At 44.9% G+C, this 24,624-nt stretch carries 25 protein-coding genes and 3 other annotated features; of the genes, 4 read left to right on the forward strand and 21 right to left on the reverse strand.

Annotated features, from left to right (window positions below):
* Positions 1-2: 2 nt before the first annotated feature.
* The 4 genes from NQ095_RS21685 to zapA form a co-directional block, all read right to left on the reverse strand.
* Positions 3-2,357: an endonuclease MutS2 gene (locus NQ095_RS21685; RefSeq protein ID WP_258265427.1), complete on the reverse strand. Its 2,355-nt coding sequence runs from the start codon at positions 2,355-2,357 to the stop codon at positions 3-5.
* Positions 2,358-2,377: 20 nt separating this feature from the next.
* Positions 2,378-4,087: a DNA polymerase/3'-5' exonuclease PolX gene (polX, locus tag NQ095_RS21690; RefSeq protein WP_258265428.1), complete on the reverse strand. Its 1,710-nt coding sequence runs from the start codon at positions 4,085-4,087 to the stop codon at positions 2,378-2,380.
* A gap of 182 nt (positions 4,088-4,269) precedes the next feature.
* Positions 4,270-4,809 (reverse strand): CvpA family protein, encoded by a 540-nt coding sequence (locus tag NQ095_RS21695; RefSeq protein WP_258265429.1) that lies wholly within the window; start codon positions 4,807-4,809, stop codon positions 4,270-4,272.
* 6 nt (positions 4,810-4,815) lie between these two features.
* Positions 4,816-5,076 carry a cell division protein ZapA gene (gene zapA, locus NQ095_RS21700; protein ID WP_034757046.1) on the reverse strand — a complete coding sequence of 87 codons (261 nt, stop codon included), beginning with the start codon at positions 5,074-5,076 and terminating at the stop codon, positions 4,816-4,818.
* Positions 5,077-5,208: 132 nt separating this feature from the next.
* Here zapA and rnhC point away from each other — a divergent pair, with 132 nt between their 5' ends.
* The gene (rnhC, locus tag NQ095_RS21705; RefSeq protein ID WP_258265430.1) at positions 5,209-6,132 is read left to right on the forward strand and encodes a ribonuclease HIII; all 924 of its coding nucleotides are present in this window, start codon (positions 5,209-5,211) and stop codon (positions 6,130-6,132) included.
* 293 nt (positions 6,133-6,425) lie between these two features.
* On the opposite strand, the gene pheT is transcribed toward rnhC, so the two are convergent.
* The 3 genes from pheT to NQ095_RS21720 all read right to left on the reverse strand — a co-directional run bounded on the left by pheT (position 6,426) and on the right by NQ095_RS21720 (position 11,194).
* Positions 6,426-8,840 carry a phenylalanine--tRNA ligase subunit beta gene (gene pheT / locus NQ095_RS21710; RefSeq protein WP_258265431.1) on the reverse strand — a complete coding sequence of 805 codons (2,415 nt, stop codon included), beginning with the start codon at positions 8,838-8,840 and terminating at the stop codon, positions 6,426-6,428.
* A 27-nt stretch (positions 8,841-8,867) separates the two neighbouring features.
* Positions 8,868-9,905: a phenylalanine--tRNA ligase subunit alpha gene (gene pheS, locus NQ095_RS21715; protein WP_034757039.1), complete on the reverse strand. Its 1,038-nt coding sequence runs from the start codon at positions 9,903-9,905 to the stop codon at positions 8,868-8,870.
* A gap of 229 nt (positions 9,906-10,134) precedes the next feature.
* Positions 10,135-10,373 (reverse strand) — a binding site (T-box leader).
* A gap of 59 nt (positions 10,374-10,432) precedes the next feature.
* Positions 10,433-11,194, reverse strand: coding sequence for a TrmH family RNA methyltransferase (locus NQ095_RS21720; RefSeq protein ID WP_258265432.1), 762 nt, complete (start codon positions 11,192-11,194; stop codon positions 10,433-10,435).
* A 124-nt stretch (positions 11,195-11,318) separates the two neighbouring features.
* Between NQ095_RS21720 and sspI the strand changes: the two genes are divergently transcribed.
* Together sspI and NQ095_RS21730 are read left to right on the forward strand one after the other, a co-directional pair.
* Positions 11,319-11,540 carry a small acid-soluble spore protein SspI gene (sspI, locus tag NQ095_RS21725; protein ID WP_034757033.1) on the forward strand — a complete coding sequence of 74 codons (222 nt, stop codon included), beginning with the start codon at positions 11,319-11,321 and terminating at the stop codon, positions 11,538-11,540.
* Between the two features lie 123 nt (positions 11,541-11,663).
* Entirely contained in the window at positions 11,664-12,206 is a 543-nt protein-coding gene (locus NQ095_RS21730; RefSeq protein WP_258265433.1) for a cysteine hydrolase family protein, read from the forward strand.
* Positions 12,207-12,257: 51 nt separating this feature from the next.
* Here NQ095_RS21730 and NQ095_RS21735 read toward each other — a convergent pair whose 3' ends face one another.
* Positions 12,258-13,343 (reverse strand): M42 family metallopeptidase, encoded by a 1,086-nt coding sequence (locus NQ095_RS21735; protein ID WP_258265434.1) that lies wholly within the window; start codon positions 13,341-13,343, stop codon positions 12,258-12,260.
* 92 nt (positions 13,344-13,435) lie between these two features.
* Positions 13,436-13,924, reverse strand: a complete 489-nt coding sequence (locus NQ095_RS21740) for a dUTP diphosphatase (RefSeq protein WP_258265435.1) — start codon at positions 13,922-13,924, stop codon at positions 13,436-13,438.
* 145 nt (positions 13,925-14,069) lie between these two features.
* Between NQ095_RS21740 and NQ095_RS21745 the strand changes: the two genes are divergently transcribed.
* Entirely contained in the window at positions 14,070-14,468 is a 399-nt protein-coding gene (locus tag NQ095_RS21745) for a sigma-w pathway protein ysdB (RefSeq protein ID WP_258265436.1), read from the forward strand.
* A 22-nt stretch (positions 14,469-14,490) separates the two neighbouring features.
* Here NQ095_RS21745 and NQ095_RS21750 read toward each other — a convergent pair whose 3' ends face one another.
* From NQ095_RS21750 to speD, 12 genes are all read right to left on the reverse strand, one after another.
* Complete coding sequence (locus NQ095_RS21750) at positions 14,491-15,060, reverse strand: TVP38/TMEM64 family protein (protein ID WP_258265437.1); 570 nt, start codon at positions 15,058-15,060, stop codon at positions 14,491-14,493.
* Positions 15,061-15,155: 95 nt separating this feature from the next.
* Positions 15,156-15,434: a DUF1294 domain-containing protein gene (locus tag NQ095_RS21755; RefSeq protein ID WP_258265438.1), complete on the reverse strand. Its 279-nt coding sequence runs from the start codon at positions 15,432-15,434 to the stop codon at positions 15,156-15,158.
* 88 nt (positions 15,435-15,522) lie between these two features.
* Positions 15,523-15,882: a 50S ribosomal protein L20 gene (gene rplT / locus NQ095_RS21760; protein WP_034757014.1), complete on the reverse strand. Its 360-nt coding sequence runs from the start codon at positions 15,880-15,882 to the stop codon at positions 15,523-15,525.
* Between the two features lie 28 nt (positions 15,883-15,910).
* The gene (gene rpmI, locus NQ095_RS21765; RefSeq protein WP_032087387.1) at positions 15,911-16,111 is read right to left on the reverse strand and encodes a 50S ribosomal protein L35; all 201 of its coding nucleotides are present in this window, start codon (positions 16,109-16,111) and stop codon (positions 15,911-15,913) included.
* A gap of 23 nt (positions 16,112-16,134) precedes the next feature.
* On the reverse strand, positions 16,135-16,653 hold the full coding sequence (infC, locus tag NQ095_RS21770) for a translation initiation factor IF-3 (RefSeq protein WP_167562127.1): 519 nt from the start codon (positions 16,651-16,653) through the stop codon (positions 16,135-16,137).
* A 72-nt stretch (positions 16,654-16,725) separates the two neighbouring features.
* Positions 16,726-16,865: a sequence feature (ribosomal protein L20 leader region), on the reverse strand.
* Between the two features lie 205 nt (positions 16,866-17,070).
* Positions 17,071-19,002: a threonine--tRNA ligase gene (gene thrS, locus NQ095_RS21775; protein WP_258265439.1), complete on the reverse strand. Its 1,932-nt coding sequence runs from the start codon at positions 19,000-19,002 to the stop codon at positions 17,071-17,073.
* Positions 19,003-19,060: 58 nt separating this feature from the next.
* Positions 19,061-19,313: a binding site (T-box leader), on the reverse strand.
* A gap of 52 nt (positions 19,314-19,365) precedes the next feature.
* On the reverse strand, positions 19,366-20,232 hold the full coding sequence (locus NQ095_RS21780) for a putative sporulation protein YtxC (RefSeq protein ID WP_258265440.1): 867 nt from the start codon (positions 20,230-20,232) through the stop codon (positions 19,366-19,368).
* A gap of 139 nt (positions 20,233-20,371) precedes the next feature.
* Positions 20,372-21,304 (reverse strand): primosomal protein DnaI, encoded by a 933-nt coding sequence (gene dnaI / locus NQ095_RS21785; RefSeq protein WP_224519373.1) that lies wholly within the window; start codon positions 21,302-21,304, stop codon positions 20,372-20,374.
* Between the two features lie 12 nt (positions 21,305-21,316).
* Positions 21,317-22,705 carry a replication initiation and membrane attachment family protein gene (locus NQ095_RS21790; RefSeq protein ID WP_375162871.1) on the reverse strand — a complete coding sequence of 463 codons (1,389 nt, stop codon included), beginning with the start codon at positions 22,703-22,705 and terminating at the stop codon, positions 21,317-21,319.
* Between the two features lie 67 nt (positions 22,706-22,772).
* Complete coding sequence (nrdR, locus tag NQ095_RS21795; RefSeq protein WP_034757001.1) at positions 22,773-23,228, reverse strand: transcriptional regulator NrdR; 456 nt, start codon at positions 23,226-23,228, stop codon at positions 22,773-22,775.
* A gap of 82 nt (positions 23,229-23,310) precedes the next feature.
* A complete protein-coding gene (locus NQ095_RS21800) occupies positions 23,311-23,691 on the reverse strand; it encodes a cytosolic protein (protein WP_258265441.1) in 381 nt (126 codons plus the stop codon).
* A 133-nt stretch (positions 23,692-23,824) separates the two neighbouring features.
* Positions 23,825-24,205 (reverse strand): adenosylmethionine decarboxylase, encoded by a 381-nt coding sequence (gene speD, locus NQ095_RS21805; RefSeq protein ID WP_034756998.1) that lies wholly within the window; start codon positions 24,203-24,205, stop codon positions 23,825-23,827.
* Positions 24,206-24,624 lie beyond the last annotated feature (419 nt).

The following is a 24,624-nucleotide window of genomic DNA, read 5'->3' on the forward strand; positions in this document are numbered from 1 at the left end:
TGTTATTTAAATTGAACGACCGTTACGCCGGTTCCACCTTCACCTGCATCCCCGAAACGGATGCTCTTGACCGACCGATGATTCTTTAAGTACTCCTGGACTCCCTGTCTTAAAGCTCCCGTTCCTTTTCCGTGGATGATGGAAACTCGTGGGTAGCCTGCAAGCAGAGCGTCATCAATGTACTTCTCAACCCTGGATAATGCATTTTCAAAACGTTCTCCGCGCAAGTCAAGTTCGAGGCTGACATGAAAGTCTTTCCCTTTTACCGTAGCGAGAGGCTTCGTTTCGACCTTTTGTTGAGATTGAATGAATTCAAGATCTGATTCCTTCACTTTCATCTTCATGATGCCCATCTGAACCTGCCATTCCTTCGCCGATACCCGCTCGACCAAATGACCCTTTTGATCAAAGCTCAGTACTTTGACTTCGTCCCCAGCCTTCAATTCATGCTTGGATCCGGTCACTTTCTTCTTTTGGCCAGTCTTCAGCTTAGGAGTCGCATCTTCAAGCTGCTTTTTCGCCTGGATCAATTCATGTTCTTTGATCTGGGCTGACTTTTCCTGCTGCATTTTCCTGAGATCCTTGATGACCTGCTCAGCTTCCGCCTTCGCTTTTTCAACGACCTCACTGGCTTTTTGCTGTGCCTTTTCGTAAAGGGTATCCTTCTTCTCGTAATACTCCATCATTTGCTTCTGCATATCTTTATGCATCTTTTCAGCCTGTCTTAACAGCTCATGGGCTTCCTCGAGCTCCCGTTCGCCCTGGCGTCTGCTGTCTTCAAGTGAAGCGATCATATTCTCGACTTCTTTGCTATCGGTACCTATATGTGACTTCGCCCGTTGAATGACACCATCTGACAAGCCAAGACGTTTTGAAATATCGAAGGCATTACTTCTTCCCGGTACCCCAAGCAACAGCTTATACGTAGGACTTAATGTCTCTACATTAAATTCCACACTTGCATTGACGACTCCTTCACGATTATACCCATACGCCTTCAGCTCGGGATAATGAGTGGTCGCTACGACCCTAGCCCCAGTAGCATGGACTTCATCAAGGATGGAAATCGCCAAGGCCGCCCCTTCCTGAGGATCCGTGCCGGCACCAAGCTCATCGAACAGCACCAGACTCTCATGATCGACCTTTTTCAGGATGTCGACTATGTTCACCATATGGGAAGAAAAGGTACTCAAACTTTGTTCAATCGATTGCTCATCCCCTATGTCAGCGTAAACCGTTCGGAATACACCGACTTCGGAACCATCAAGTGCCGGGATCGGAAGACCAGCCTGTGCCATCAAGCTTGTTAAGCCCAGCGTTTTTAATGTGACGGTTTTACCCCCGGTATTCGGACCGGTGATGACGATGGAAGAAAATTCATTCCCGAGTTCGATATCATTCGCCACTGCCTCATCGATGGGCAAGAGGGGATGACGTGCTTTATTCAGCTTCACCCGGCGTTCATTATTGATCGTCGGCTTTGACCCTTTGATCGATCGTCCGAATTTTGCTTTCGTAAACATGAAATCCACGTCGGACAGGACGTTGACGATCAGGAGCAATTCTTCTCCCGATTCCTGTACACTTTCAGACAGTTGCTGAAGGATCTTCTCGATTTCCGTCTGCTCTTTCAACCGGAGCTCACGCAGCTGGTTATTCAGCTGTACAATCGCTTCAGGCTCGATGAATAACGTCTGTCCCGAAGAAGATTGGTCATGGATGATCCCGCCATATTGACCCCTGTACTCCTGTTTGACCGGGATGACGTATCGATCATTCCGGATGGTGATGATCGCATCGGATAACATCTTTTGAGCGTTGGATGAACGGATCATCCGCTCCAGCTTCTCCCGTATCCTCCCTTCGTTGGCACGGAGCTGCGTACGGATCGTACGGAGCGTTTCACTCGCCGTATCCAATATTTCACCGTTGTCATCCACCACTTTACGTATATCCTGCTCTAAATGAGGAAGCGGGATGACCGTACCCATCTTTCCTTGTAAGAGGGGAATATCCACCTCTTCCTCCAAGAGCTCTTCTACAAAAAGGGTCAGCTTCCGGCTTGACCGGATCGTACTTGCCACCTGGACGAATTCAGACGGAGAAAGCATACCGCCGATTTGGGCACGCTTCACGTGAGGCCGAATATCAAAAATCCCACCAAGCGGGGCATGACCTTTTAATCTGAGAATCGTCATGGCTTCATCCGTCTCTTCATGAAGAGCAGTGATCTCTTCATAATCGATCGACGGCATGAGGGAGGAAACCCTTGCATGACCAAGGGCAGATGCAGCAAATTGCTTTAATAATTCTTTGATTTTATCAAACTCTAACGTTTTTAATACTTTAGAATTCACGGAATGTATTCCACCTTTTATCAGTTTCGCTTAATGTATTGTATGAACTCATTTTTATCCCATGTATTGATGACCGTATCTTTCTTGATCCATCCTTTACGTGCCGTACCGACACCCACCTCCATGAACTCAAGGTGATCGATACTGTGTGCGTCCGTGTTGATGACGAGCTTCACACCCTGCTCCTGTGCTTTCCGGATGTTTTCAGCAGAAAGATCCAGACGATTCGGATTTGCATTCAGTTCAAGAGCCGTACCGGTTTCTTTCGCCAATTGGATAAGAAGGTCCATATCGACGTCATACCCTTCCCGCCTGCCGATGATCCTTCCCGTAGGATGGGCGATGATATCCACATGGGCACTTTTCAATGCGGTCTTCAGTCTCTCCATGATTTTTTCACGGGGCTGGGAGAAGCTTGAATGAATGGACGCAATGACGAGATCCACTCTTTCCAGAAGGTCATCCTCATAGTCGAGGGTACCGTCAGGAAGGATATCCATCTCGATCCCTGACAGGACTTCTATATCATCATACTTCTTATTCAGTTCCTTTATTTCATCGATCTGTTTCACTAACCGCTCGGGAGTGAGGCCATTCGCCACCCGTAAATACTGGGAATGGTCTGTGATGGCCATATAGTGGTACCCCTTGGCACGGCACGCCTCCACCATTTCTTCTATGGAATGGGCACCGTCGGACCATGTGGAGTGCATGTGAAGATCGCCTTTTATATCTGTCAGGTCAAGGAGCGGATAATCCTTGCTGAACTCTTCCACTTCTTTTCCATCTTCCCGGAGCTCGGGCGGGATCAGGGGAAGGTCGAAGTGATGATAAAATGCTTCTTCGGAATCGAAGGTTTTCACTTCACCTGTTTCACTGTTCTCCACGCCATATTCACTGATCTTCTCTCCGCGTTCTTTGGCAAGCTTTCGCATACGGACGTTATGATCCTTCGATCCCGTGAAATGATGCAGAGTCGTCGCGAACTCTTCAGGCTTCACGATTCGAAAATCAATACTTACATCCCAATGGTATGCAAGGGTCAATGACACCTTCGTGTCCCCGGCAGCAATTGTCTCAACGATATTCGGCAACTTCAAGAGCCCTTCCTTCACCTTTTCGGGATGCTCTGTCGAAACGATGAAATCCAGATCTTTAATGGTCTCTCTCATCCTTCGTAAGCTTCCGGCTCTCGAATACGTTCCAATGCTGTCGATTTCAGAAAGAAAGCCTTCTATTTCTTCCGCTATGCCCATCATAAAGCCGATTGGGAGTCGGTCCGGTCTCTTCCCGACCTGCTCAATGGAAGCAAGAATCTTTTCTTCTGTCTTTTTCCCGAAACCTGCAAGTGCCTGTACTCTGCTCTCTTTACACGCTTCTTCCAGGTCTTCTATACTTTCGACCCCAAGCTCACTGTATAGCTTCGCAATTTTCTTCCCTCCAAGACCCGGCAATTGCAATAGAGGGATCAACCCCGTCGGAACTTCTTCCTTCAACTCTTCAAGCACTGAAGATGTTCCTTCCTTTATGTACTCTTCGATAACGGAGGCCGTCCCTTTGCCGATCCCGGCGAGCTTTGTGAAGTCACTGATTTCCTGGAGGCTCCGGTCATCATTCTCAAGGGCCGCTGCCGCTTTTCGGTAGGCGGATGTTTTAAATGAATTCTCGCCTTTCAACTCCATATATATCGCAATTTTTTCTAATAATTTTATAATATCTTTTTTATTCAAGGGATTCACCTACAATCATAGAATTAACCTTCAGCACTCGACGTTCATCTAAAATCCATAACATCTCCAATTATATAGTAGCAAAACTGGCAGAAAAAGAAAAAAGACTGACTTATAAGATGAACAAATCGTTAATGGCTTCCCTAACGAATTTGAGTTACATACTTATAGTCAGCCCTTTATCAGGCTACATATTCAATCCACCAGGATTTCACCATATCGGAGAAAACAGGAGTATGCTTCACCATTGCTTGTGCAATGAATGAGTTATTGATGAATGTCTGAACCGACTCGATCGGCAATAATACCGCAATATACAAAAGAATGAATATCATTAAATAGGCTTCTACAAAACCGAGTATCCCGCCGCCAAGAACATTCAGCTGCTTCAAAAGAGGGAGATGGGCAACAAAGTCAAGCATCGATCCAATGATTTGAAGAATGATGCGCACTGCGAAGAAAATCATCGCAAACGCGATTACCCGGTAATATGCCTGATCCAGATGGGTCGATTCAAAAATCATATTCAACGTGGATTGCTCGTCCAAAACAGGATAAGGAATCCATAAAGTTAACTTCGGTGCAAGCTGATCATAATATATGTATGCTACAATGAAAGAAACGATAAATCCGAAAATGTGGATCACCTGTAGTATGAATCCACGTTTTAAACCTATTAAAAACCCTATCACAAGGATGACCAACAAAGCTAAGTCCAACATCTTATTTCAATCCTTTAATCGTTTAATTTCCCGTTCAAGCTCTTCAAACTTTTCCTGAAGTTTGAGATAATCATTCACGGCATTAACAGCTGTCAAAACCGCAAGCCTGCTTGTGTCGAGAGATGGATTCATGGAGTTGATTTCTCTCATTTTGTCATCCACTTTAGAACAAACGTATCGGATTTGACTTGTTGATTCAGTCCCAACAATCGTATATTGTTGACCATATATGTCCACCGTGGTGCGATTTTTTTGTTCTTCAGACAACCTGAAAGCCCCCCATTCATAAGAATCCTACACATAATCATACCATGAAGTCTTTTGATTATGGAAGGAATTTGTCATATACGCTCACATTTTTTATTAAATTCAAGATATTTGTCATAAGGAGAGAGAAACGTGGCCAATACCGTCATACAAACAACCAAAGATACAATCGAGAAAATGAAAAGCCATTACAAACATGCATTAGTCGAAAAACTGCCGCCGGGGGCAGTCTTTGTAGCAAAGCCATCCGGATGTACGATCACAGCCTATAAATCCGGTAAAGTGATGTTTCAAGGAGCAAACGGTGAAGGAGAAGCAAGCCAGTGGGGAAGCATCGCCCCAACCAAGGTGAAATCCCCCTCCCAAGGGACTGCCAACCTCCCTGAAAATTTCGCGAATTGGTCCGTCATCGGTTCTGACGAAGTAGGGACAGGAGACTTCTTCGGCCCGATCACCGTGGTGAGCGCTTACGTAAAGAAAGAGCAGATCCCACTCATGAAAGAGCTCGGGGTCAAGGATTCCAAAAACTTATCCGACACTCAAATTATCAGTATTGCAAAGGATCTGATTTCCACCATTCCCTATTCACTGCTCATTCTCCACAACCCGAAATACAATGAGATGCAGGCAAAAGGAATGACCCAGGGGAAAATGAAAGCACTCCTCCATAACAAAGCCATACTGAACCTGCTTGAAAAGATGGCACCTGAACAACCAGAAGGCATCTTGATCGATCAGTTCGTCGAAAAGAATACATATTTCAAACATATCGCTGCCCAAACGAAAATCCAGCGGGAACGCGTATACTTCAGCACAAAAGGAGAAAGCATCCATTTGGCAGTGGCAGCTGCATCGATCATAGCCCGCTACGCATTCTTAAAAGAAATGGACAAGCTGAGTGCGAAAGCCGGGGTGGAAATACCGAAAGGCGCCGGAAAACACGTGGATGTGGCGGCCGCGAAGATCATCAAACGAAAAGGAATCGAGGAATTGAAATCGATGACGAAATGGCATTTTGCGAATAGTGAGAAGGCGATGAGGTTGGCGAGGAAATAAGGAAGGTCCCACTGGTTATCCGGTGGGGTTTTTTTGTATGGTTTTTTTGGGGTGGTGGATTGGTTGTTGTTCATCAGGTGGATTTTCGTTGGGAATCAGCTGCTGATTTTTCTTTGTTTTTCAGCAGGTGAATTTTGCCGTTATTTTACCTGTTGAATGTTGGGGATATTTTAACAGGTGAATTTCTCCTTTTTTTCTCCTGTCAAAATCCCCTCCTATTTCAACAGGCAAACGAACCACCACACAAAAAAAGATGCCAGACCAATGTCTGACACCCCTCTCCAAGAATCGGATTATCCTCTTAATTCCGCTCCTGCTTTTTCTTTTACGGCAGCAAGTACTCCATCATGCACTTTCACTACTTCTTCATCGGTCAATGTTTTCGCCGGATCGAAGTATTTCAAGGAGAATGCAAGTGATTTCTTGCCTGCTTCCATATGCTCGCCTTCATACAGGTCGAAGACGGACACTTCTTTAAGAAGTTTTCCTCCCGCTTCTTTGATGATGGATGCAAGGTCCCCGGCATTCACATCCGTGTTCACTACAAGGGCGATATCCCTTGTGATCGATGGATGACGAGGGATCGGCGTGTAGCTTAATGCCGGCTTTTCATAATGGAAGACAGGTGATGCCTTCAGCTCGAACACATACGTTTCGTTTAGATCCAATTCTTTTTCCGCTTCCGGATGGATCGCTCCAACGAAACCGATCACTTCATTGTCCAGCAGAATCTCGGCCGTACGTCCAGGGTGCATACCATCTACAGTTGCCTGGCGGAATGAGACGGCTTCTGATACACCGATTTCTTCGAACATGCCCTCAAGGATCCCTTTTGCTACATAGAAGTCGACAGGCTTCTTCTCGCCTTGCCAAGGGTGCTGGTGCCACAGGCCAGTAAGCGCTCCTGCAATATGCTCTTCTTCCCGGGGAAGTTCTTCTCCTGTTTCTGTTAAGAATACGGAACCTACTTCATAAAAGGCAAGAGAATCATTCTGACGGGCCTTGTTATATGAAACCACTTCAAGAAGCTGTGGAATGATGCTTAAACGAAGGTTGCTGCGTTCTTCACTCATCGGCATCAACAAGTGGACAGGCTCCCTGACGTCCAGTGCATATTGGGCAGCTTTCTTATCGTTTGTCAATGAATACGTGATCGCCTGCAGGAGTCCTGCCCCTTCCAGATAACGGCGAACCGTACGGCGCTTCAACTGGTGATTCGAAAGCCCACCAGGTGTTGCCTCTCCTTCTGGAAGTGTCATTGGAAGATTGTCATACCCATAGAGGCGGGCCACTTCTTCCAGTAAATCTTCAGGTATGGTGATATCCCCTCTTCTTGTAGGAGCAGTTACGACAAACGTTTCGCCATTTACTTCTGCTTCAAATTGAAGTCGGCGGAAGATATCTTCCACTGTTTCAACGGAAATGGCCGTTCCAAGAGAAGAATTGATTTTTTCAAGGGTGATTTCAACCTTGACCGGTTCAACATCCAATTCATTAAATAAAACAGTTCCTTCCAGAACTTCTCCACCGGCATATTCAGCCATCAGCCCAGCCGCTCTCTCTCCTGCTTTCAGGACACGATTCGGATCCACACCTTTTTCGTAACGGGTGCTTGCTTCGCTTCTGAGTCCGTGGTCTTTCGATGCACCTCTGACAATGGCACCGGTGAAGTAAGCTGCTTCAAGAAGGACAGTCGTCGTATCGTTCTGTACTTCTGAATTTGCTCCACCCATCACTCCGGCAAGGGCAACAGGTTCAGTCCCGTTCGTAATCACAAGCTGGCTCTTTGATAACGTTCTTTCCGCATCATCCAGGGTCACGAATGTTTCGCCGTCGTTTGCCCGGCGAACAAGGATCTCCTTAGAACCGAGACGGTCATAGTCGAAAGCGTGAAGGGGCTGACCGTATTCCAATAACACGTAGTTCGTAATGTCGACTACGTTATTATGTGGACGGATCCCGGCTGAAATCAGTGCATTCTGCATCCAGAGTGGAGAAGGACCGATTTTTACATTCTTGATGATTTTAGCCCCGTAAAGAGGATTATCTTCTTTCGCTTCCACTTTTACCGATACATAATCCAATGCTTTACCGTTGCCTTCTGAAACCCCGGTTGCAGGAAGCTTTACGTCACGGTCCAGGATGGCGGCGACTTCATATGCCACTCCTAGCATGCTCAAGCAATCCGAACGATTGGGTGTCAATCCCAATTCCAGGATCGCATCATCCAGGTTCAATAATTCAACCGCATTGCGACCGACTTCTGCCTCATCGCTGAATACATAAATCCCCTCTGCATGCTCTTTCGGTACGAGCTTTCCTTCGACTCCAAGCTCTTGCAGGGAACAGATCATTCCGTGGGATGCTTCGCCGCGAAGTTTGGCTTTTTTGATTTTGAAGTTACCAGGAAGGACCGCCCCTACTTTCGCGACAGCCACTTTCTGGCCTTTTGCCACATTCGGTGCACCGCAAATGATTTGGACAGGCTCTTCTTCCCCTACGTCCACCAGGCATTTATTTAATTTATCCGCATCGGGATGCGGCTCACACTGCAGGACATGCCCGACGACCACATTTTTGATTTCTTCACCGATCCGTTCGACACCTTCGACTTCAATCCCGCTTCTTGTAATCTTCTCCGCCAACTCTTCAGGTGTGACACCTGACAGGTCTACATAATTTTCTAACCATTTATATGAAACAAACATGTGTTAGTACCTCCCTATCGTTTTTCTTTACTCTTGTGTTCCGAACTGTGTCACAAAGCGAGTATCGTTTGTGTAGAAATGACGGATGTCATCGATGCCGTATTTCAGCATGGCGATACGCTCTGGTCCCATACCGAAGGCGAAACCTGTGTATTTCTTTGAATCGAATCCTGCCATTTCAAGGACATTCGGATGAACCATCCCTGCTCCAAGAATTTCAATCCAGCCCGTTCCTTTACATACGCGACAGCCTTTCCCTCCACAGATCTTACATGAAATATCCATCTCGACAGATGGCTCTGTGAATGGGAAGAAGCTTGGGCGCAGGCGGATTTCACGGTCTTCCCCGAACATTTTCTTGGCAAATACATTGAGTGTTCCTTTCAGATCACTCATACGGATGTTTTCGTCAATGACAAGGCCCTCGATCTGTGTGAATTGATGTGAATGTGTCGCATCATCCGTATCACGTCGGTACACTTTACCGGGACAGATGATCTTGATCGGACCTTTCCCTTTGGCCAGTTCCATCGTTCTTGCCTGAACCGGTGACGTGTGGGTACGCAGAAGGGTTTCTTCCGTAATATAGAAAGAATCCTGCATGTCACGTGCCGGATGTCCTTTAGGGAGATTCAAGGCTTCGAAGTTATAATAGTCCTTCTCCACTTCCGGTCCTTCAGCAACCGTGTAGCCCATTCCGATGAAGAGGTCTTCGATTTCTTCCACGATCATCGTCAAGGGATGATGATTCCCTTTTTTCACAGGGCGGCCAGGTAATGTGACATCGATCGTTTCTGATTGAAGTTTCTTTTCGACCGCTTCTTTTTCAAGAACGGCCTGCTTTGCTTCGATTGTTTCTGTGATCGCTCCACGGACTTCATTGGCAAGTGCCCCCATTTTAGGGCGCTCTTCCGCTGAAAGTTTCCCCATGCCTTTTAAGGCTTCGGTGACAGGTCCTTTTTTCCCTAAGTAAGCAACTCGGATGTTGTTCAGTTCTTTCAGGTCTTGTGCTTCGTTCACTTTTTCGATGGCTTCTTGTTGAAGGGATCGTAATTTGTCCTCCATTGTTCTTCCTCCTTTAATGTATATCGTCCGAATAGTCATGTAGATGGGTTTAGGTGTGATTGATTTCCGCTCCAGGCACTCGCTTTCCGCGGGGTGGGCGGTGAGCCTCCTCGGCGCCAGCGCCTGCGGGGTCTCACCTGTCCCACATTTCCCGCAGGAGTCGAGTGCCTTCCGCTCCAATCAAAGTAGAGTACAAAAACCTAAAGACAAATAAAAAAACCCCATCCCAAAAAGGGACGAGGTTTATATCGCGGTACCACCCTTATAAGCATATCCACAGGGGATATACTCACTTCATTCGGATAACGGCTTATGCCGGAGCATCTTTACATTCGCAGATGGAATGGTCCCGATGCCAACTCGAGAGGTGAAATGTTCACATCATGTTTTCTTAAGAATGCTTACAGTCCAGGGCATTCTCTCCCTTGAAGAAGTTCATGTGTTACTTTCCTCTTTCAACGTTTTTTAAGTTATATGTGCATTATTATAGTGAATTTCACGGCATAATTCAAACCTTTTCACGAAATTCACTGCCCATTTTTAAAATAGTACAATAAAACGCCTGCCGCAATGGCCACATTCAATGATTCACTCTTACCGTAAATAGGGATGTAGAGGTTCCGGTCCGTTTCCTTTAAAAGGTCCTTCGACATGCCGTTCCCCTCATTCCCTACGATGAGGGCGTAAGAAGATTGCGGGCTGATCGAAGTGTACTCCACTCCATTTTCAAGAGCCGTCCCGTAAACGGGGATGCTGCGCTCTTTCAAGGCTGAAATGGTTTCAGGCAGCTCTTTCCTGACGATCGGGATATGAAAATGACTTCCTTGTGCCGAGCGTAACACTTTGGGATTATATGGATCCACCGTCCCTTTACCTAACACGACCATATCGATTCCGGCTGCATCGGCTGTGCGGATGATCGTGCCGATATTCCCCGGATCCTGGAGACCGTCGAGCAGCATGAATGTGGCTGCCTTTTCCAGGTTATGCTCATTTTCTTTTTGCTTACAAATCGCAAAAACCCCTTGAGAGGTCTCGGTATCTGCCAGGACTTTCCCGACTTCATCCGATACCATGGTGACGGGAATCGAGTCCACCGTCCATTTCTTAGGAAGATCGATTCCTTCCACCACGATCAGTTCAAGGACCGTATCCTCCTGCTTTAATGCTTCTTCCACAAGGTGAAAGCCTTCAATGATATATGTACGGGTAAGATCCCGTTCTTTTTTCGTCAATAATTTCTTCCACTGCTTCACAACAGGATTTTTCGAGGATTGAATATACTTCAATCGTATCCGCTCCTTTTGATTACTATTCAAGGTCTCATTATACATGAACTTTCATACATAATAAATTCAATTTGAGACAAGATAACAATGAATTCCTCATCCTAGCAAAAAGGAGAAATGCGTGATGAATCTTAACTTACGAAAAGCGATCATACACAATGTATCTGGAAACAACCAGGACGAATTGAGAGACACCATCGTCGATGCCATCCAGGGTGGAGAAGAAAAAACCCTTCCAGGTCTCGGCGTACTCCTTGAAGTCTTCTGGCAAAATGCAGATCCAGAGGAGCAGAAAATGGTTCTTGAAACATTAGAGGAATCATTGCAGCAGCAACAAATGCAGTAAAGGCAAGGGCAATCCTGAATCGGGGTTGCCCTTGTTTAATGGAAATGTGAAAACGAGTGTTTCAGTCCGACTCTTTCAGTGGTAATACAACATACATAAGGAAACGAAGGGGGAGACGCATGTATGAGTCAAAAGAAAAGCGCATTATTGATCATCGATATGATTAATACGTTTGATTTTCAGGGCGGAGAGGAATTATACGAGAACACAATGAACATCGTCGAAAACATTCGGGATCTGAAGAAGAAAGCGAAGGAAGCCGGGCTGCCGGTCATATATGTGAATGACAACTACGGCCTCTGGCAGGATAATATGAATGACATCATAGAGGAATGCAAAAAAGGGAAAGGAAAAGACGTGATCGAAAAGCTCCATCCCGATACAGACGATTATTTCATCATCAAACCGAAGCACTCCTGTTTCTTCGGGACACAGCTTGATATCCTGCTGCATCAGCTTGATGTGAAGCATCTGATTCTAACAGGGATCGCAGGTGACATTTGTGTGCTGTATACCGCCAATGATGCCTATATGAGGGAGTATGACATGTCGATTCCACAGGACTGCATGGCTTCGGAAACCGAAGAGGACAATGAAAGCGCGATCCGCATCATCCGAAAGACGATTGACGCAGATATGACATCCGCGAAAGACATGACTTTTTAAATAAAGACAAAATAAAGAGACCCTGATTCAAAAGGGTCTCTTTCTCTGCTATCAATCAAATGTAATCTTCGCAACAGTCTCTTTATCAAGCTTCTTGATCACTTCTGTAATCAATTTAACGGTGTTTTCGTAATCATCACGATGCAACATCGCTGCATGTGAGTGGATATAACGTGTCGCAATGGTGATGGATAAGGCAGGAACTCCATTGGCTGTCAAATGGATGGCACCGGAATCCGTCCCACCTCCTGCGATGGCATCGAATTGATACGGAATGCTATGCTCATCCGCTGTATCCGTCACAAAGTCGCGAAGTCCCTTGTGGGAAACCATGGACGCATCATATAAAATGATCTGTGGACCTTCACCCATCTTACTTGATGCTTCCTTATCAGAAACACCAGGTGTGTCCCCAGCGATTCCAACGTCCACACCAAAGCCGATATCAGGCTGAATCTTGGCGGCAGCGGTTCTCGCTCCACGGAGACCAACCTCTTCCTGAACGGTACCGACTCCATATACGACGTTCGGATGACTTTCATCCTTCAGATTTCTCAGTACGTCGATGGCAATCGCACATCCGATGCGGTTATCCCAAGCTTTGGCAAGGAGCATCTTCTCGTTGTTCATGACCGTGAATTCGAAATGGGGGACCACCATATCTCCCGGTTTCACTCCCCATTCCTGTACTTCCTCACGGCTTGATGCACCGATATCAATGAACATATCTTTGATGTCGACGGGTTTTTTACGTGCTTCAGGAGGCAGGATATGCGGCGGCTTGGAACCGATCACTCCTGTCACTTCCCCTTGGCTCGTCACGATCGTCACCCGCTGGGCAAGCATAACTTGTGACCACCAGCCACCTACGGTTTGAAAGCGAAGGAACCCCTTGCTGTCGATCTGGGTGATCATGAATCCGACTTCATCAAGATGTCCCGCCACCATGATCTTAGGACCGTTCTCATCGCCCACTTTTTTCGCGATCAGACTACCCAGATTATCTGTCGTCACTTCATCTGCAAACGGCTCTATGTATTTTTTCATGACTTCCCGTACTTCTCTCTCATTACCCGGTACACCCTTGGCATCGGTTAAATCTTTGAGCATTGTCAATGTTTCATCTAATTTCACCATTATTTCGACCCCCTAAATTGTTTTACCTTTTCATTATACTAAAACCTGTGTGATTCATCAAAATTTCCTGAATCTTCTTTAGACTCATTCTTTTAATATCCTTCTTTTTGACGATTATAATTCACTTCATTTTTCTTCACATACGCATCGAACACTTCTTCATGTGTGAACCCGAGCAGTTCGCCAAGGTACACGTAGTGCCTGAATAATTCCTGGAAATGTTCAACCGAACGCTCTTCAGCAAAGTGGTTGGCATATTTGAATACTTCCATGAATTGCTTTGTCACATCCTCATTTGTATAATTCGTCTCTCCTATATCAAATTGTTGGATGCCGATTTCGATTCCCAGTGACAGGATAAAATGGACCCCGTCCACGAATTCTTCGAGGATCACTTCCTTAGATGAAGAAGGTTTCGTACTCCAGAACTTGAAGCTTCTCGTTTCGTTGGCCAGTTCCCCTACCTCAACCAGCAAGGCAAGTATTTTTTTGTCGATCAGATTTTCTTGTTCCAGGCCGTGCTCCTCTTCGATATGTTGATCAAGTTTCTTCTGCATGTCCAATAATTTTTCAATATTCATATGATATCTCCCCTAACGATGCCTTTATTTCTTACACACCCTCTTAGTATGACAAATTTTTAAACAAATTTATAATAATATGAAACCTTTTTCTGTTTTGACCGTAAATAATAGTGGAAGAAATATGCCTATGGAGGTAATGGTTATGCTTTGGCTTATTCGGTTAGTGCTTTTCATCCTTATTCTTTATCTTTTATACAGCAGCGTGAAATATATTATCAACCCAAAGCGAAAACTGGAGCTTGCCCAGGAGCAGAAACGATTCTATTTTCTCGATGATCAGGAAAATGTGCGGAAGAATTTTCACATAACGTATAAAGGTGTAAGATTTGAAGGGGAAAAATATCTTGGTGCAACGGAGAAGTCATTCGACGTGGTTTCCATATTCGTATGGACCAAACATGTTTCCTCATTAAAAGGTCTTACCCGGGAGGATTTCGAATACCTCCACAACGAAATCAAAGAAAGATATCCGAATGCCAAACTCGACTGGAAAAGCCCGATCCACGAGTTCCTTCAAAAATCCCAACAAAAAAACGACTAGCAGAGCTGGTCGTTTTTCATTTTTATTTACCCGGAAAAAACTCTCTCCATTGAATGACTCTGACTTTTTCTCTTAAAAGGTAAAATAGGACGATGAGTGCGATGAAGATCATGACGAGAATGGGAGGGGAAAATTGTTTGATGTATTGGCCGAAGACCGTGAAAAAGAAAGCCAGGGGAATGTTAGAAAGGACGGAAGCGCGAATGAAGGGTTTGAGCTCCTTCTTCCGCTCGAGCAAGCAAAGATTCAAGAGCTGATAGTGGACAAAGGGAATCAGCCTGAGAACTGCAATCTGACCCGTGGTGAGAGTGGCATTCCGGCCGAACCACTTTTCCTTCATCCTCAGGAGCTTTTCATAAAACGATTTGAAACTTTTAATGACAAAGTAAAAAGTGACAGATAAGAGCGTTAATCCGATCAATGAATACAGAGTGCCAAAGAGGCTTCCGAACAGAACCCCTCCTGCCATGCAGACAAGGGCGACGGGAATGAACAGGAACTGCCTAAGGACGTGGAACAAAATAAATAAAACAGGAGCCATATACCCGCTTGCTTCCATCAGGGCGAATGCAGCTACCAACCGTTCGTCCATGGCTAACGCGACCTCCTTCTGCTTTTCTAAGCTGTTTCTACACACTCTCTATATAGTATGTAGGAGAGACGGGTTAAAGAATGAAAACTTTGGTTTCAGAGGTTCGCATTCAGCCAAATGAATAGCACGGAATGCAGCATCACGAGGAGCGGAAATCCGATGGCAAACTGTTTGTGTTTGGTTTTATGACGGTACACCTTCATCCCTATGTAAGCCCCGACACTTCCCCCTACAATGGCAACCTGCCACAATACCCGTTCACTGATACGATATTCGTGTCGTTGTGCTTTTCTTTTATCCCTTCCCATGACCGTAAACCCGATGATGTTGATGATAACGGCATATAGATATAAAATCCCTGATAATGCATCCATGAGTTTTACCTGCTTTCTGCTGTTTATGATATAAGAAAGGACCGGCCAGTGGCCAGTCCTTTTAATCTGCTGTTTTCGTCAGCAGTTATTATTTGTTTAGTTGAGCTTTAGCAGCGTCAGCTAATTGGTTGAATGCTTTTTCGTCAGAAATCGCAAGCTCAGCAAGCATTTTGCGGTTTACTTCGATACCAGCAAGTTTCAATCCGTGCATTAAACGGCTGTAAGAAAGACCGTTCATACGTGCAGCCGCATTGATACGTGTGATCCATAGTTTACGGAAGTCACGTTTCTTTTGGCGACGGTCACGATAAGCATACATGTATGATTTCATGACTTGTTGATTTGCTACTTTATATAAAGTATGTTTTGAACCGAAATAACCTTTGGCTAATTTAAGAACTTTTTTACGACGTCTGCGTGTTACTGTTCCGCCTTTTACGCGTGGCATAATAATTCCCTCCTGTTTCTATTACTTCTTATTTTAGGTTGTCAAGCATATGACGAATGCGTTTGAAATCTCCTTTAGAGACAACAGCCGCTTTACGTAGCTTACGCTTTGCTTTAGTAGATTTGTTTGCGAATAAGTGGCTTGTGTAAGCGTGTGAACGTTTAAGTTTACCAGAACCTGTTTTCTTGAAACGCTTAGCTGAGCCGCGGTGAGTTTTCATTTTTGGCATGATGCTTTTCCTCCTCGGGTCCTTTATTTTTCGTTAACTGGTGCAAGCACCAAGAACATACTACGACCATCCATTTTCGGTTTTGATTCAACGGTTGCTACATCTTTACACTCATCACTGAAGCGATCCAGAACGCGTTGACCAATTTCTTTGTGCGTGATCGCACGACCTTTAAATCGGATTGACGCTTTAACTTTGTCTCCTTTTTCAAGGAACTTACGAGCATTACGAAGCTTAGTGTTGAAATCATGTTCATCAATCGTCGGGCTTAGGCGCACCTCTTTAAGATTGATGATCTTCTGATTCTTACGTGCTTCTTTTTCTTTCTTCTGTTGTTCAAACTTAAACTTACCGTAGTCCATGATACGAGCAACGGGTGGTTTTGCATTTGGAGCAACAAGAACAAGATCAAGGTTTACACGTTCAGCAATTTCAAGAGCTTCATTCTTGGATTTGATTCCAAGCTGCTCACCGTTTTGATCGATAAGACGTACTTCACGGGCACGAATCGTTTCGTTTAAGATCATGTCTTTGCTAATAATTAGCACCTCCAAGGTTTATTAAAAGAATACACGGCTTTGGCCGACGCACTCGCGTCCTTTTTTGCGTGCAACACACAAAAAAAGATGCGAGTGTCGAAACACCCGCACCTGATTATTAAGCATATATTAATGGCTTTAATAGTCAATCACATACCTGTAAACAGCTTTAACGCGTTATTCAGGTGAGAAGCGGGTAGCTCCTGCTTGTACCAAACTGTATTCAATTCACCTTAGATAATATATCACATGACAATACCGCTGTCAAATAATCATTTATTATCACAACGTATTTCATAATATCAGACATCTTAGGAGAGTGCAACAGTTTTTTGAAATTTAATGGGGAGGGACGGACCTCCAATGGAAGCATCAGTGTAAATCATAATGACCATTTGGAGGTCCGTCCCTCTTCTATTCTTAGCGATTCGCTTCTTTTGTGATGTGGGCGATGAATTCGTCAAGGGAGATGGTTTCGGATTTCTGTTCTCCGTATTTACGGACGTTGACGGCCGTTTCCTTGATTTCATTGTCTCCCACTACAAGCATGTAAGGGACTTTGCTCATCTGTGCTTCACGGATCTTGTAGCCGATTTTTTCATTACGGTCATCGATATCGACACGAAGCCCTTCAGCCTGAAGCTGTTCTTTCACTTCTTTCGCGTAGTCGAAGTGGACATCCGGAGAAACCGGGATCACTTGAACCTGCGTTGGAGCAAGCCATGTAGGGAATGCCCCTTTGTATTCCTCAATCAGGAAGGCCACGAAGCGTTCCATAGTGGATACGACTCCACGGTGGATCACGACAGGACGGTGTTGCTTCCCGTCTTCCCCTACATATGTTAAGTCAAAGCGCTCAGGCAATAAGAAGTCCAGTTGAACAGTGGATAACGTTTCTTCCTTGCCAAGGGCCGTTTTCACTTGAACATCCAGTTTAGGGCCGTAGAATGCCGCTTCCCCTTCTGCTTCGAAATACTCCACATCCAGTTCATCCATCGCTTCCTTGATCATGCCTTGTGCACGGTTCCACATTTCATCATCATCGAAGTACTTCTCAGTATCTTCCGGATCACGATAAGAAAGACGGAAAGAATAATCATTCAGATCGAAGTCTTTGTACACTTCCTGAACAAGGCGCACGACACGCTTGAATTCTTCCTTGATTTGATCCGGGCGCACGAAGATATGGGCATCATTCAGAGTCATCCCGCGAACACGCTGAAGTCCTGACAGGGCACCTGACAACTCGTAACGGTGCATCGTCCCAAGTTCGGCGATACGGATCGGAAGCTCACGGTAGCTGTGGATGCCATTTTTGTAAATCATCATATGATGCGGACAGTTCATCGGGCGAAGGACAAGATCTTCATTATCCATTTCCATGACCGGGAACATGTTTTCCTGATAGTGATCCCAGTGACCGCTTGTTTTGTATAACTCTACGCTACCCATGATCGGAGTGTAGACGTGGTCGTAACCCAGACGCTCTTCTTTATCGACGATATAACGTTCGATGATGCGTCGGATCGTCGCACCTTTAGGCAGCCACATAGGAAGACCTTGTCCCACTTTTTGTGAGTTCATGAACAGATTCAATTCTTTTCCGATCTTACGGTGATCACGCTCTTTCGCTTCTTCAAGAAGGCGAAGATGCTCTTCAAGGTCTTCCTTCTTGAAGAACGCCGTACCGTAAATCCGTTGAAGCATTTTGTTATCGCTGTTTCCACGCCAGTAAGCGCCGGCAATGCTTAACAGCTTGAATTCCTTGACTTTATTTGTTGACGGGATGTGGACCCCACGGCAAAGGTCGAAGAATTCACCCTGCTCATAAATGGAAACCTGCTCCCCTTCTGGAATGGCTTCAAGCAGTTCAAGCTTGTACTCGTCTCCGATCCCCTCAAATATTTTCTGCGCTTCATCGCGGCTGACTTCTTTACGGACCACCTCTAAGTTTTCTCCTGTGATCTTCTTCATTTCCTTCTCGATCACCGGAAGATCCTCGGGAGTGAACGTATGCTCTGAATCGATATCGTAATAGAACCCGCCTTCGATGACCGGACCGATCCCAAGCTTCGTTTCAGGATATAAACGTTTGATGGCCTGTGCCATTAAATGGGCCGTACTGTGACGAAGGACTTCAAGGGCATCCGCTGAAGGAGCCGTCACGATTTCAATCGCTCCATCTTCCTGAATCCCTGTACGCAGGTCGATCATTCCACCATTTATTTTTCCAGCAAGCGCCTTCTTCTTCAGTCCGGGACTGATGGACGCTGCGATCTCTTCTGTCGTCGTCCCTTTAGGAAACTCCTTGACATTACCATCCGGGAACTGCATCTTCACTACTTCTGACATGTGCTTTCACTCCTTAAAATATCTTTATACAACATAAAAAACCCCGCCCCTTCACGTTTGAAGGGACGAGGTTAATAAATAAACTCGTGGTTCCACCCAACTTCTCACTGTCCTGGTTTAAAGACAATGACTTCATTGAAAAAGAATAACGACATTTAGCCGTCAATCATTACTGTGAACCGGATCAGGTTCCGTTCATGATTGAAGTTCCGAGGTGGTAAATATCACTACCGAATTAGGAAGCTTGCAGCCTGGAGACTTCCCTCTCTGTGAATGAATAGGAATATTGTTGTCCTCATCATAACCTTTATTTATTGACTTATTATGTAGGTATTATAATCGGTTATGTTTTGAAAAGCAAGCCTATTCATTCGCAATATCCCACGAAGGATAAAGAAGTGTCTCGGGAAAATAACTTAACGGCAGAAGATCGATCCGTTCTTCAAAAATATTCTGCAGCGTCCGGATCAATTGATGATCACCATTTCCATAGACAAGTATCTTCTCAGGGGCAAGGGACAATAAAGGGGCAATGGTGAATGAATCCACATATAAGGGGTGATTGGTGAGCAGCCGTTTATCGATCGCCTTCGTCAATTCCTGCCGTGTCACTTCTTTCATGTCTTCATCAAAGAAACGAAAGCCATAACCCGTCGAGTAAAGATGGACTGTGCGCATTTTCTGTTCTCTGGATGAGAGATATTCCCTGAGCATATGCACGAACATCTGATATTCCTGTTCCATCTTATATTCATCTATGGCCAGATCCAGCATCAGCAAAAGCCTCTCCTGAAGCTTCTTCAACCTGAACTTGCTGAACGAGTCGAATGAAATGGGGGCCTTCCCTTCCACCAGCAGCTCAAGGCCTGCATGTACGTATTCAGCCTCGTCCCATTCACCGATCAGCTCCAGCAACTCCGGCCGTTCCCCCATCCTCATCTCTGATACGATTTCTAATATTTGATTGACCTCATCACTATCTTCATACAAATAATTTTCTCTCAGGGCTGATTCGGACCAGTCCATGCATTTATCATTCATGACGAATTTGGAAACACCGTTGAAAAGCTTTTCCCGCTCCTTGAAGAAGGGCGAAACCTCTATCGTCAGATTATAGTGAGTTGTATGTTGAAAGAGCGTTTCATGAAACCATGATTGGATGAATTCTTTATTGAGGTATTCTTGAAGCTTTACCGCATCACTTTTTTGCTTGAAAATAAATTCAATCAAACTTTCTCGCCTCCTTAAACCCAATTCCCTGATTTATATATATGGGAGGCTTGTATAAATTAGAAGTTGATGCAGGAAATTCTTTTGGCTGATCAAAAAAAGGAAAGGGAACCGCATACGCGACTCCCTTTCCTACAAACTATTCCCTTCGATTCCGCCCGTCAATCAACACAGGCTTAGATAAATATTTAATCCGCTCCATGATCCGCGCAGCCTTCAATTTCTCTTCTTCCCCGCGCTGGCTGTACGTTAAATGGTGGGTCAGCTCGTTGAAGTTGAAGTTGGAGGTAAAGAATGTAGGCAGATTCTCAAGCATCCTGTACTGGAGGATCGTGCCGAGGATTTCATCCCTTCCCCAGCTGGACATGGTTTCCGCTCCGATGTCATCAAGCATGAGGATCGGTGCTGATTTTACCATCTCCAGCTTTTCATTCACCGTATTATCACCGAGTGAAGACTTGATTTCCCTGAAGAACTCAGGAACATATACAATCAAAGATCCGATCTTTTTCTCAGCAAGTTCATTGGCCATGGCGCCTAGCAGATAGGACTTGCCCACTCCGAACTTCCCGTAAAAATAGAGACCCTTCATTTTCGTCCCTTCTGTATACGTCTCTACGAAATTCTTCGCAAGGCGCACCGCTTCCAGACGGCTTTTCGAATCAAGATCAAGAGTCTGAAAGGAGGCCTGCAAGATATCCTTAGGTACGTAAAGACTTTTAATCAGACGCTGGGCACTCGTTCTTTCATCATGGATGACTTTCCGCGGGCAGCGATGATAATCGATGTCAATGGTGTTTCCCCTGATCACCAGATGAGGGTCATACCCTTCCATCATGTTCTTGCATTCCTGCAAAGAAGGACAGTACCGGCATTCCTTGCTTTGAGAGATGTACTCATATAGTTTCATCAGGCTTTCATTGACCATTTCAGCCGTTACCCGGCCTTCATTCCTGCGGATAAAATCTTTTACATCATTGTTTTCTAATATCTCTTTTTTCATTTGTTCATATCGCTGTTGAAATGACCCGGAAGTCGCCAGCCTTTTTAAGGTGTTATTGATTTTCTCCACGGTTTTGTTCACCTACTTCCGAAAATTTTTAAGCTCTTCTTCGAGTTTTTTCTTTTCTGCTTCGAAGTCGTATCCTTCAACAGTGGTTTCGGATTCTTCCGCCGTATCGTCTTCCTTGAACCAGTCCGGAAGCTTCTCGGTACGGATCGGTTTTCTCCGCCTGTTCGATTTCGTCTCCTTCTTGCCTTCAGCCCACTCAAGATACTGTTTGTGTTCATTCTTCGCAAGTATCATCGCTTCACTTGCCGATGTCACTTTTTTCCTGGACCAGTGTGAGGCGATCTTCTCCATATATCCCTTCGTGAGCTTCATGTCTGTTTTTAACAGCACATATTGGATCAGCACATTCATCACGCCCATCGGCAGCTTCTGTGACATGAGAACTTCCTCGACGGCTTGCAGATCAGCTTTTGAGGGGGATCCGCCATTGGATATATCCGATAATACGTCCTTTGGTGACGTCGTTTCCAGGTAATCGATGAGCTCTTCTTCCTGGGTAAGGGGTTTATCCCGTTCCACAGGCTTCTTCGTTTCCACTCTCGTCGTCAAGTCAGGCAGTTGATCTCCCGTTTGCATACCATACCAGTCCCGGGCCGTTTTACGGAGCAATTCGATATCAATCGTATCATCCGCATCCAATGAGCTTAAGACGATATTCTTCATTTGAAGAGGATCGATCCCGTACAGATAGCTCAGCTTCAATACCGTTTCCTTCACTTTCGGCGTAAAGGCTTTGCGGGGGACCATGGATTCCGATAAACCTGCCAGCAGCAGAGAAAAATCAAAATCGATCTCATCCAGGGCAAGTCCATCATTTTTGCCGTATTTCATATATTGTTCACCTGATCCGGTTTCCGAATCCACATTCGCGTCATGATGAAGGAAATTAATTGGTTCAGACGTGAAGACATCTTGGAATGATCGGGTAATGTCGGTGTACTGACTTTTATCAGCAGACACGTCTGTAAAAAATTTCTTCAAACGCAAATAATGGGTCCGGCCGATCTTTCGGTATAAATACACATTAAGCATGCCATCATGAAAGAATTCCTGAGGAGAGAGGGGGGGCTGCAGTTCATAAAGAAAACGGCGGTCTTCATCATCCCTTTTTTCATAAACCTTCAATAATCCGATTCCTTCAAGCTTCATCCTTGCTTCGTAAACGTCCTGAAGATTGACGGACAGGACGTTCATCAGATGATAATGGGTCGAATCCGTCGACCAGAGCCGATTTTCCTCCACTTCTCCCCATAGACTCATATAGAGGCTGTAGCAAACGGAACCGATTAAAGGCTGGTATAGAAACGTAATGATTTTCCGGTCATATTCCTGAAGCATCCCATATGTACCTACCGTGTAGTGATCGATTGGCTGTATTTCATTCCAATGCTTCTTCATCATAGTTGGATTCTACCTTTCAATAAATAAAGAGAAAAGAGCCAAAGAATTCCATCTTCAGCTCATTCTTCTACTCTTTTTTTATTAATTCTTTTAATTCGTCTATAAATACATTAATATCCTTAAATTGTCGATATACGGATGCAAAACGGACATATGCCACTTCATCAACTTTCGCAAGGTGATCCATGACCATCTCACCGATCTTCACAGATTCCACTTCAGAGGCACCTTGATTCCGCAGGTCCTTTTCAATATCTGTTGAGATCTTTTCTAATCTTTCAAGAGGTACCGGGCGCTTCTCACAGGCCTTGATCAGTCCCCTCAGAATCTTCTCTCGACTAAACTCTTCTCTGACCCCTTCTTTTTTCACCACAATTAAAGGTAGCTCTTCAACCTTCTCAAAGGTCGTGAAGCGAAACGTACATTCTTCACATTCTCTTCTTCTCCTGATGGATCGTCCTTCATCAGCAGGTCGTGAGTCCACCACTCGGGTACCATTATGCTGGCAAGACGGGCATTTCATAATATCAGCTCCGTTATTACATACTATTATCTTCATCATATAAAAAAGCTGTGACTTACACAAGCTTCTATCGGATTTACCGTTATTTCACTTTTTTCAATTCGCTATCAAGCTGGTGATAGTAATGATTGATCTGCGCTTTTAAAACGGTATATGTACCAAAGATCTTTCCTTTATCCGCACTGATCTTGAAATCGACTGCCGTTTCAAGCGGCCGCACCGTGATGACCGTGGCAACGATAAATAATTGAGGCGTCCCGTTTTTACGGACCGTGATTTCCCCTCTGTCCTTGGACTGGGAAATCACCTCATATTCTGACGACGAGAACAATCCAAGCACTGCATTAAACGCACCTTGATGCATGGATTTATAATAGCGGGATTGCAGTTCCTTATCTTCATGCTGGTCGGATGTCTCACACTCCGATTGAAATCGCTTTAACAGGGTACGTATTCCACTCATATCAAGTTCCTCCCTTTAGTTACCCTTATTTTACACGAAAAGGCACGATTGAAAAACCCATAAGTAATACACGTTGAACGCACGAAAAAAAAGAGATGCATGAAACACGCATCTCTTCTCTAGTTATTATCGATTAAAGGGCTTGAGCCTGGGACTTCTTCACTTGCACAGGACCCATTCCACGCGGTAATTCAATTGTTTCGCGTGTGTCAGCACCAAGAGCATCTGCAATATATTCAGCAGCGATATTAGGATCTAAATCACCGCAAGTATATACATCAATACTGGCATAACCATGTTCAGGAAAGCTGTGGATGGTTAAATGTGATTCTGAGATGATCACCACTCCACTCACACCTTGAGGAGCAAATTTATGAAAAGCTACCTCACGCACTTCTGCACCTGACTTAAGCGCAGCATCTACGAATGTTTTCTCAATTCCAACTACATCGTTTAATTTTTCAAAATCGCAACCCCATAATTCAGAGATTACATGACGTCCCATTGTTTCCATTTTCGTATTTCCCCCTTTGACATGATTTTTTTCGTCAAAATGAACGAATCCTTTGGCAAAATCTTAACTACCACGGGGGAAAGTTAGTCCGAAGAGGTCCTAACCCTTTAAGTAGTTAAATCAGTATTCATTTGCTAATAAGAAGTTCACGAAAAATAGTATACTTTGTTTAAAACTCTTTTGCAATAAATATTTATAAAGTTTTTAAACCATACAAAAAGGAATATCATTTTCACCTTTTTAAGTAAAGAGCATAATAGAGATATCTCGTATTGTTTGAAGACCGTTCCTTTCCGCTTCAGGCACTTGCTTTCCGGCGGGGCGTGAGTTGAGCCTCCTCGGGCTTGAGTTGCACCCCTATTGTTGGACACCCCAACCAACAATAGGAGGTACCAGCACATATGGCCAAGTTTACTCAA

Origin of the sequence: Rossellomorea sp. SC111 (assembly GCF_024733565.1) — a bacterium.
Classification (GTDB): domain Bacteria; phylum Bacillota; class Bacilli; order Bacillales; family Bacillaceae_B; genus Rossellomorea.

What these genes read in the sequence shown, in the direction of transcription:
- NQ095_RS21695 (WP_258265429.1), bottom strand. Translation starts at nt 4,809, where the DNA reads ATGTTGGACTTAGCTTTGTTGGTCATCCTTGTGATAGGGTTTTTAATA.
- pheT (WP_258265431.1), bottom strand. Translation starts at nt 8,840, where the DNA reads ATGTTTGTTTCATATAAATGGTTAGAAAATTATGTAGACCTGTCAGGT.
- pheS (WP_034757039.1), bottom strand. Translation starts at nt 9,905, where the DNA reads ATGGAGGACAAATTACGATCCCTTCAACAAGAAGCCATCGAAAAAGTG.
- sspI (WP_034757033.1), top strand. Translation starts at nt 11,319, where the DNA reads ATGAATCTTAACTTACGAAAAGCGATCATACACAATGTATCTGGAAAC.
- NQ095_RS21730 (WP_258265433.1), top strand. Translation starts at nt 11,664, where the DNA reads ATGAGTCAAAAGAAAAGCGCATTATTGATCATCGATATGATTAATACG.
- NQ095_RS21735 (WP_258265434.1), bottom strand. Translation starts at nt 13,343, where the DNA reads ATGGTGAAATTAGATGAAACATTGACAATGCTCAAAGATTTAACCGAT.
- NQ095_RS21740 (WP_258265435.1), bottom strand. Translation starts at nt 13,924, where the DNA reads ATGAATATTGAAAAATTATTGGACATGCAGAAGAAACTTGATCAACAT.
- NQ095_RS21745 (WP_258265436.1), top strand. Translation starts at nt 14,070, where the DNA reads ATGCTTTGGCTTATTCGGTTAGTGCTTTTCATCCTTATTCTTTATCTT.
- NQ095_RS21750 (WP_258265437.1), bottom strand. Translation starts at nt 15,060, where the DNA reads ATGGACGAACGGTTGGTAGCTGCATTCGCCCTGATGGAAGCAAGCGGG.
- NQ095_RS21755 (WP_258265438.1), bottom strand. Translation starts at nt 15,434, where the DNA reads ATGGATGCATTATCAGGGATTTTATATCTATATGCCGTTATCATCAAC.
- rplT (WP_034757014.1), bottom strand. Translation starts at nt 15,882, where the DNA reads ATGCCACGCGTAAAAGGCGGAACAGTAACACGCAGACGTCGTAAAAAA.
- rpmI (WP_032087387.1), bottom strand. Translation starts at nt 16,111, where the DNA reads ATGCCAAAAATGAAAACTCACCGCGGCTCAGCTAAGCGTTTCAAGAAA.
- thrS (WP_258265439.1), bottom strand. Translation starts at nt 19,002, where the DNA reads ATGTCAGAAGTAGTGAAGATGCAGTTCCCGGATGGTAATGTCAAGGAG.
- NQ095_RS21790 (WP_375162871.1), bottom strand. Translation starts at nt 22,705, where the DNA reads ATGATGAAGAAGCATTGGAATGAAATACAGCCAATCGATCACTACACG.
- nrdR (WP_034757001.1), bottom strand. Translation starts at nt 23,228, where the DNA reads ATGAAATGCCCGTCTTGCCAGCATAATGGTACCCGAGTGGTGGACTCA.
- NQ095_RS21800 (WP_258265441.1), bottom strand. Translation starts at nt 23,691, where the DNA reads ATGAGTGGAATACGTACCCTGTTAAAGCGATTTCAATCGGAGTGTGAG.
- speD (WP_034756998.1), bottom strand. Translation starts at nt 24,205, where the DNA reads ATGGAAACAATGGGACGTCATGTAATCTCTGAATTATGGGGTTGCGAT.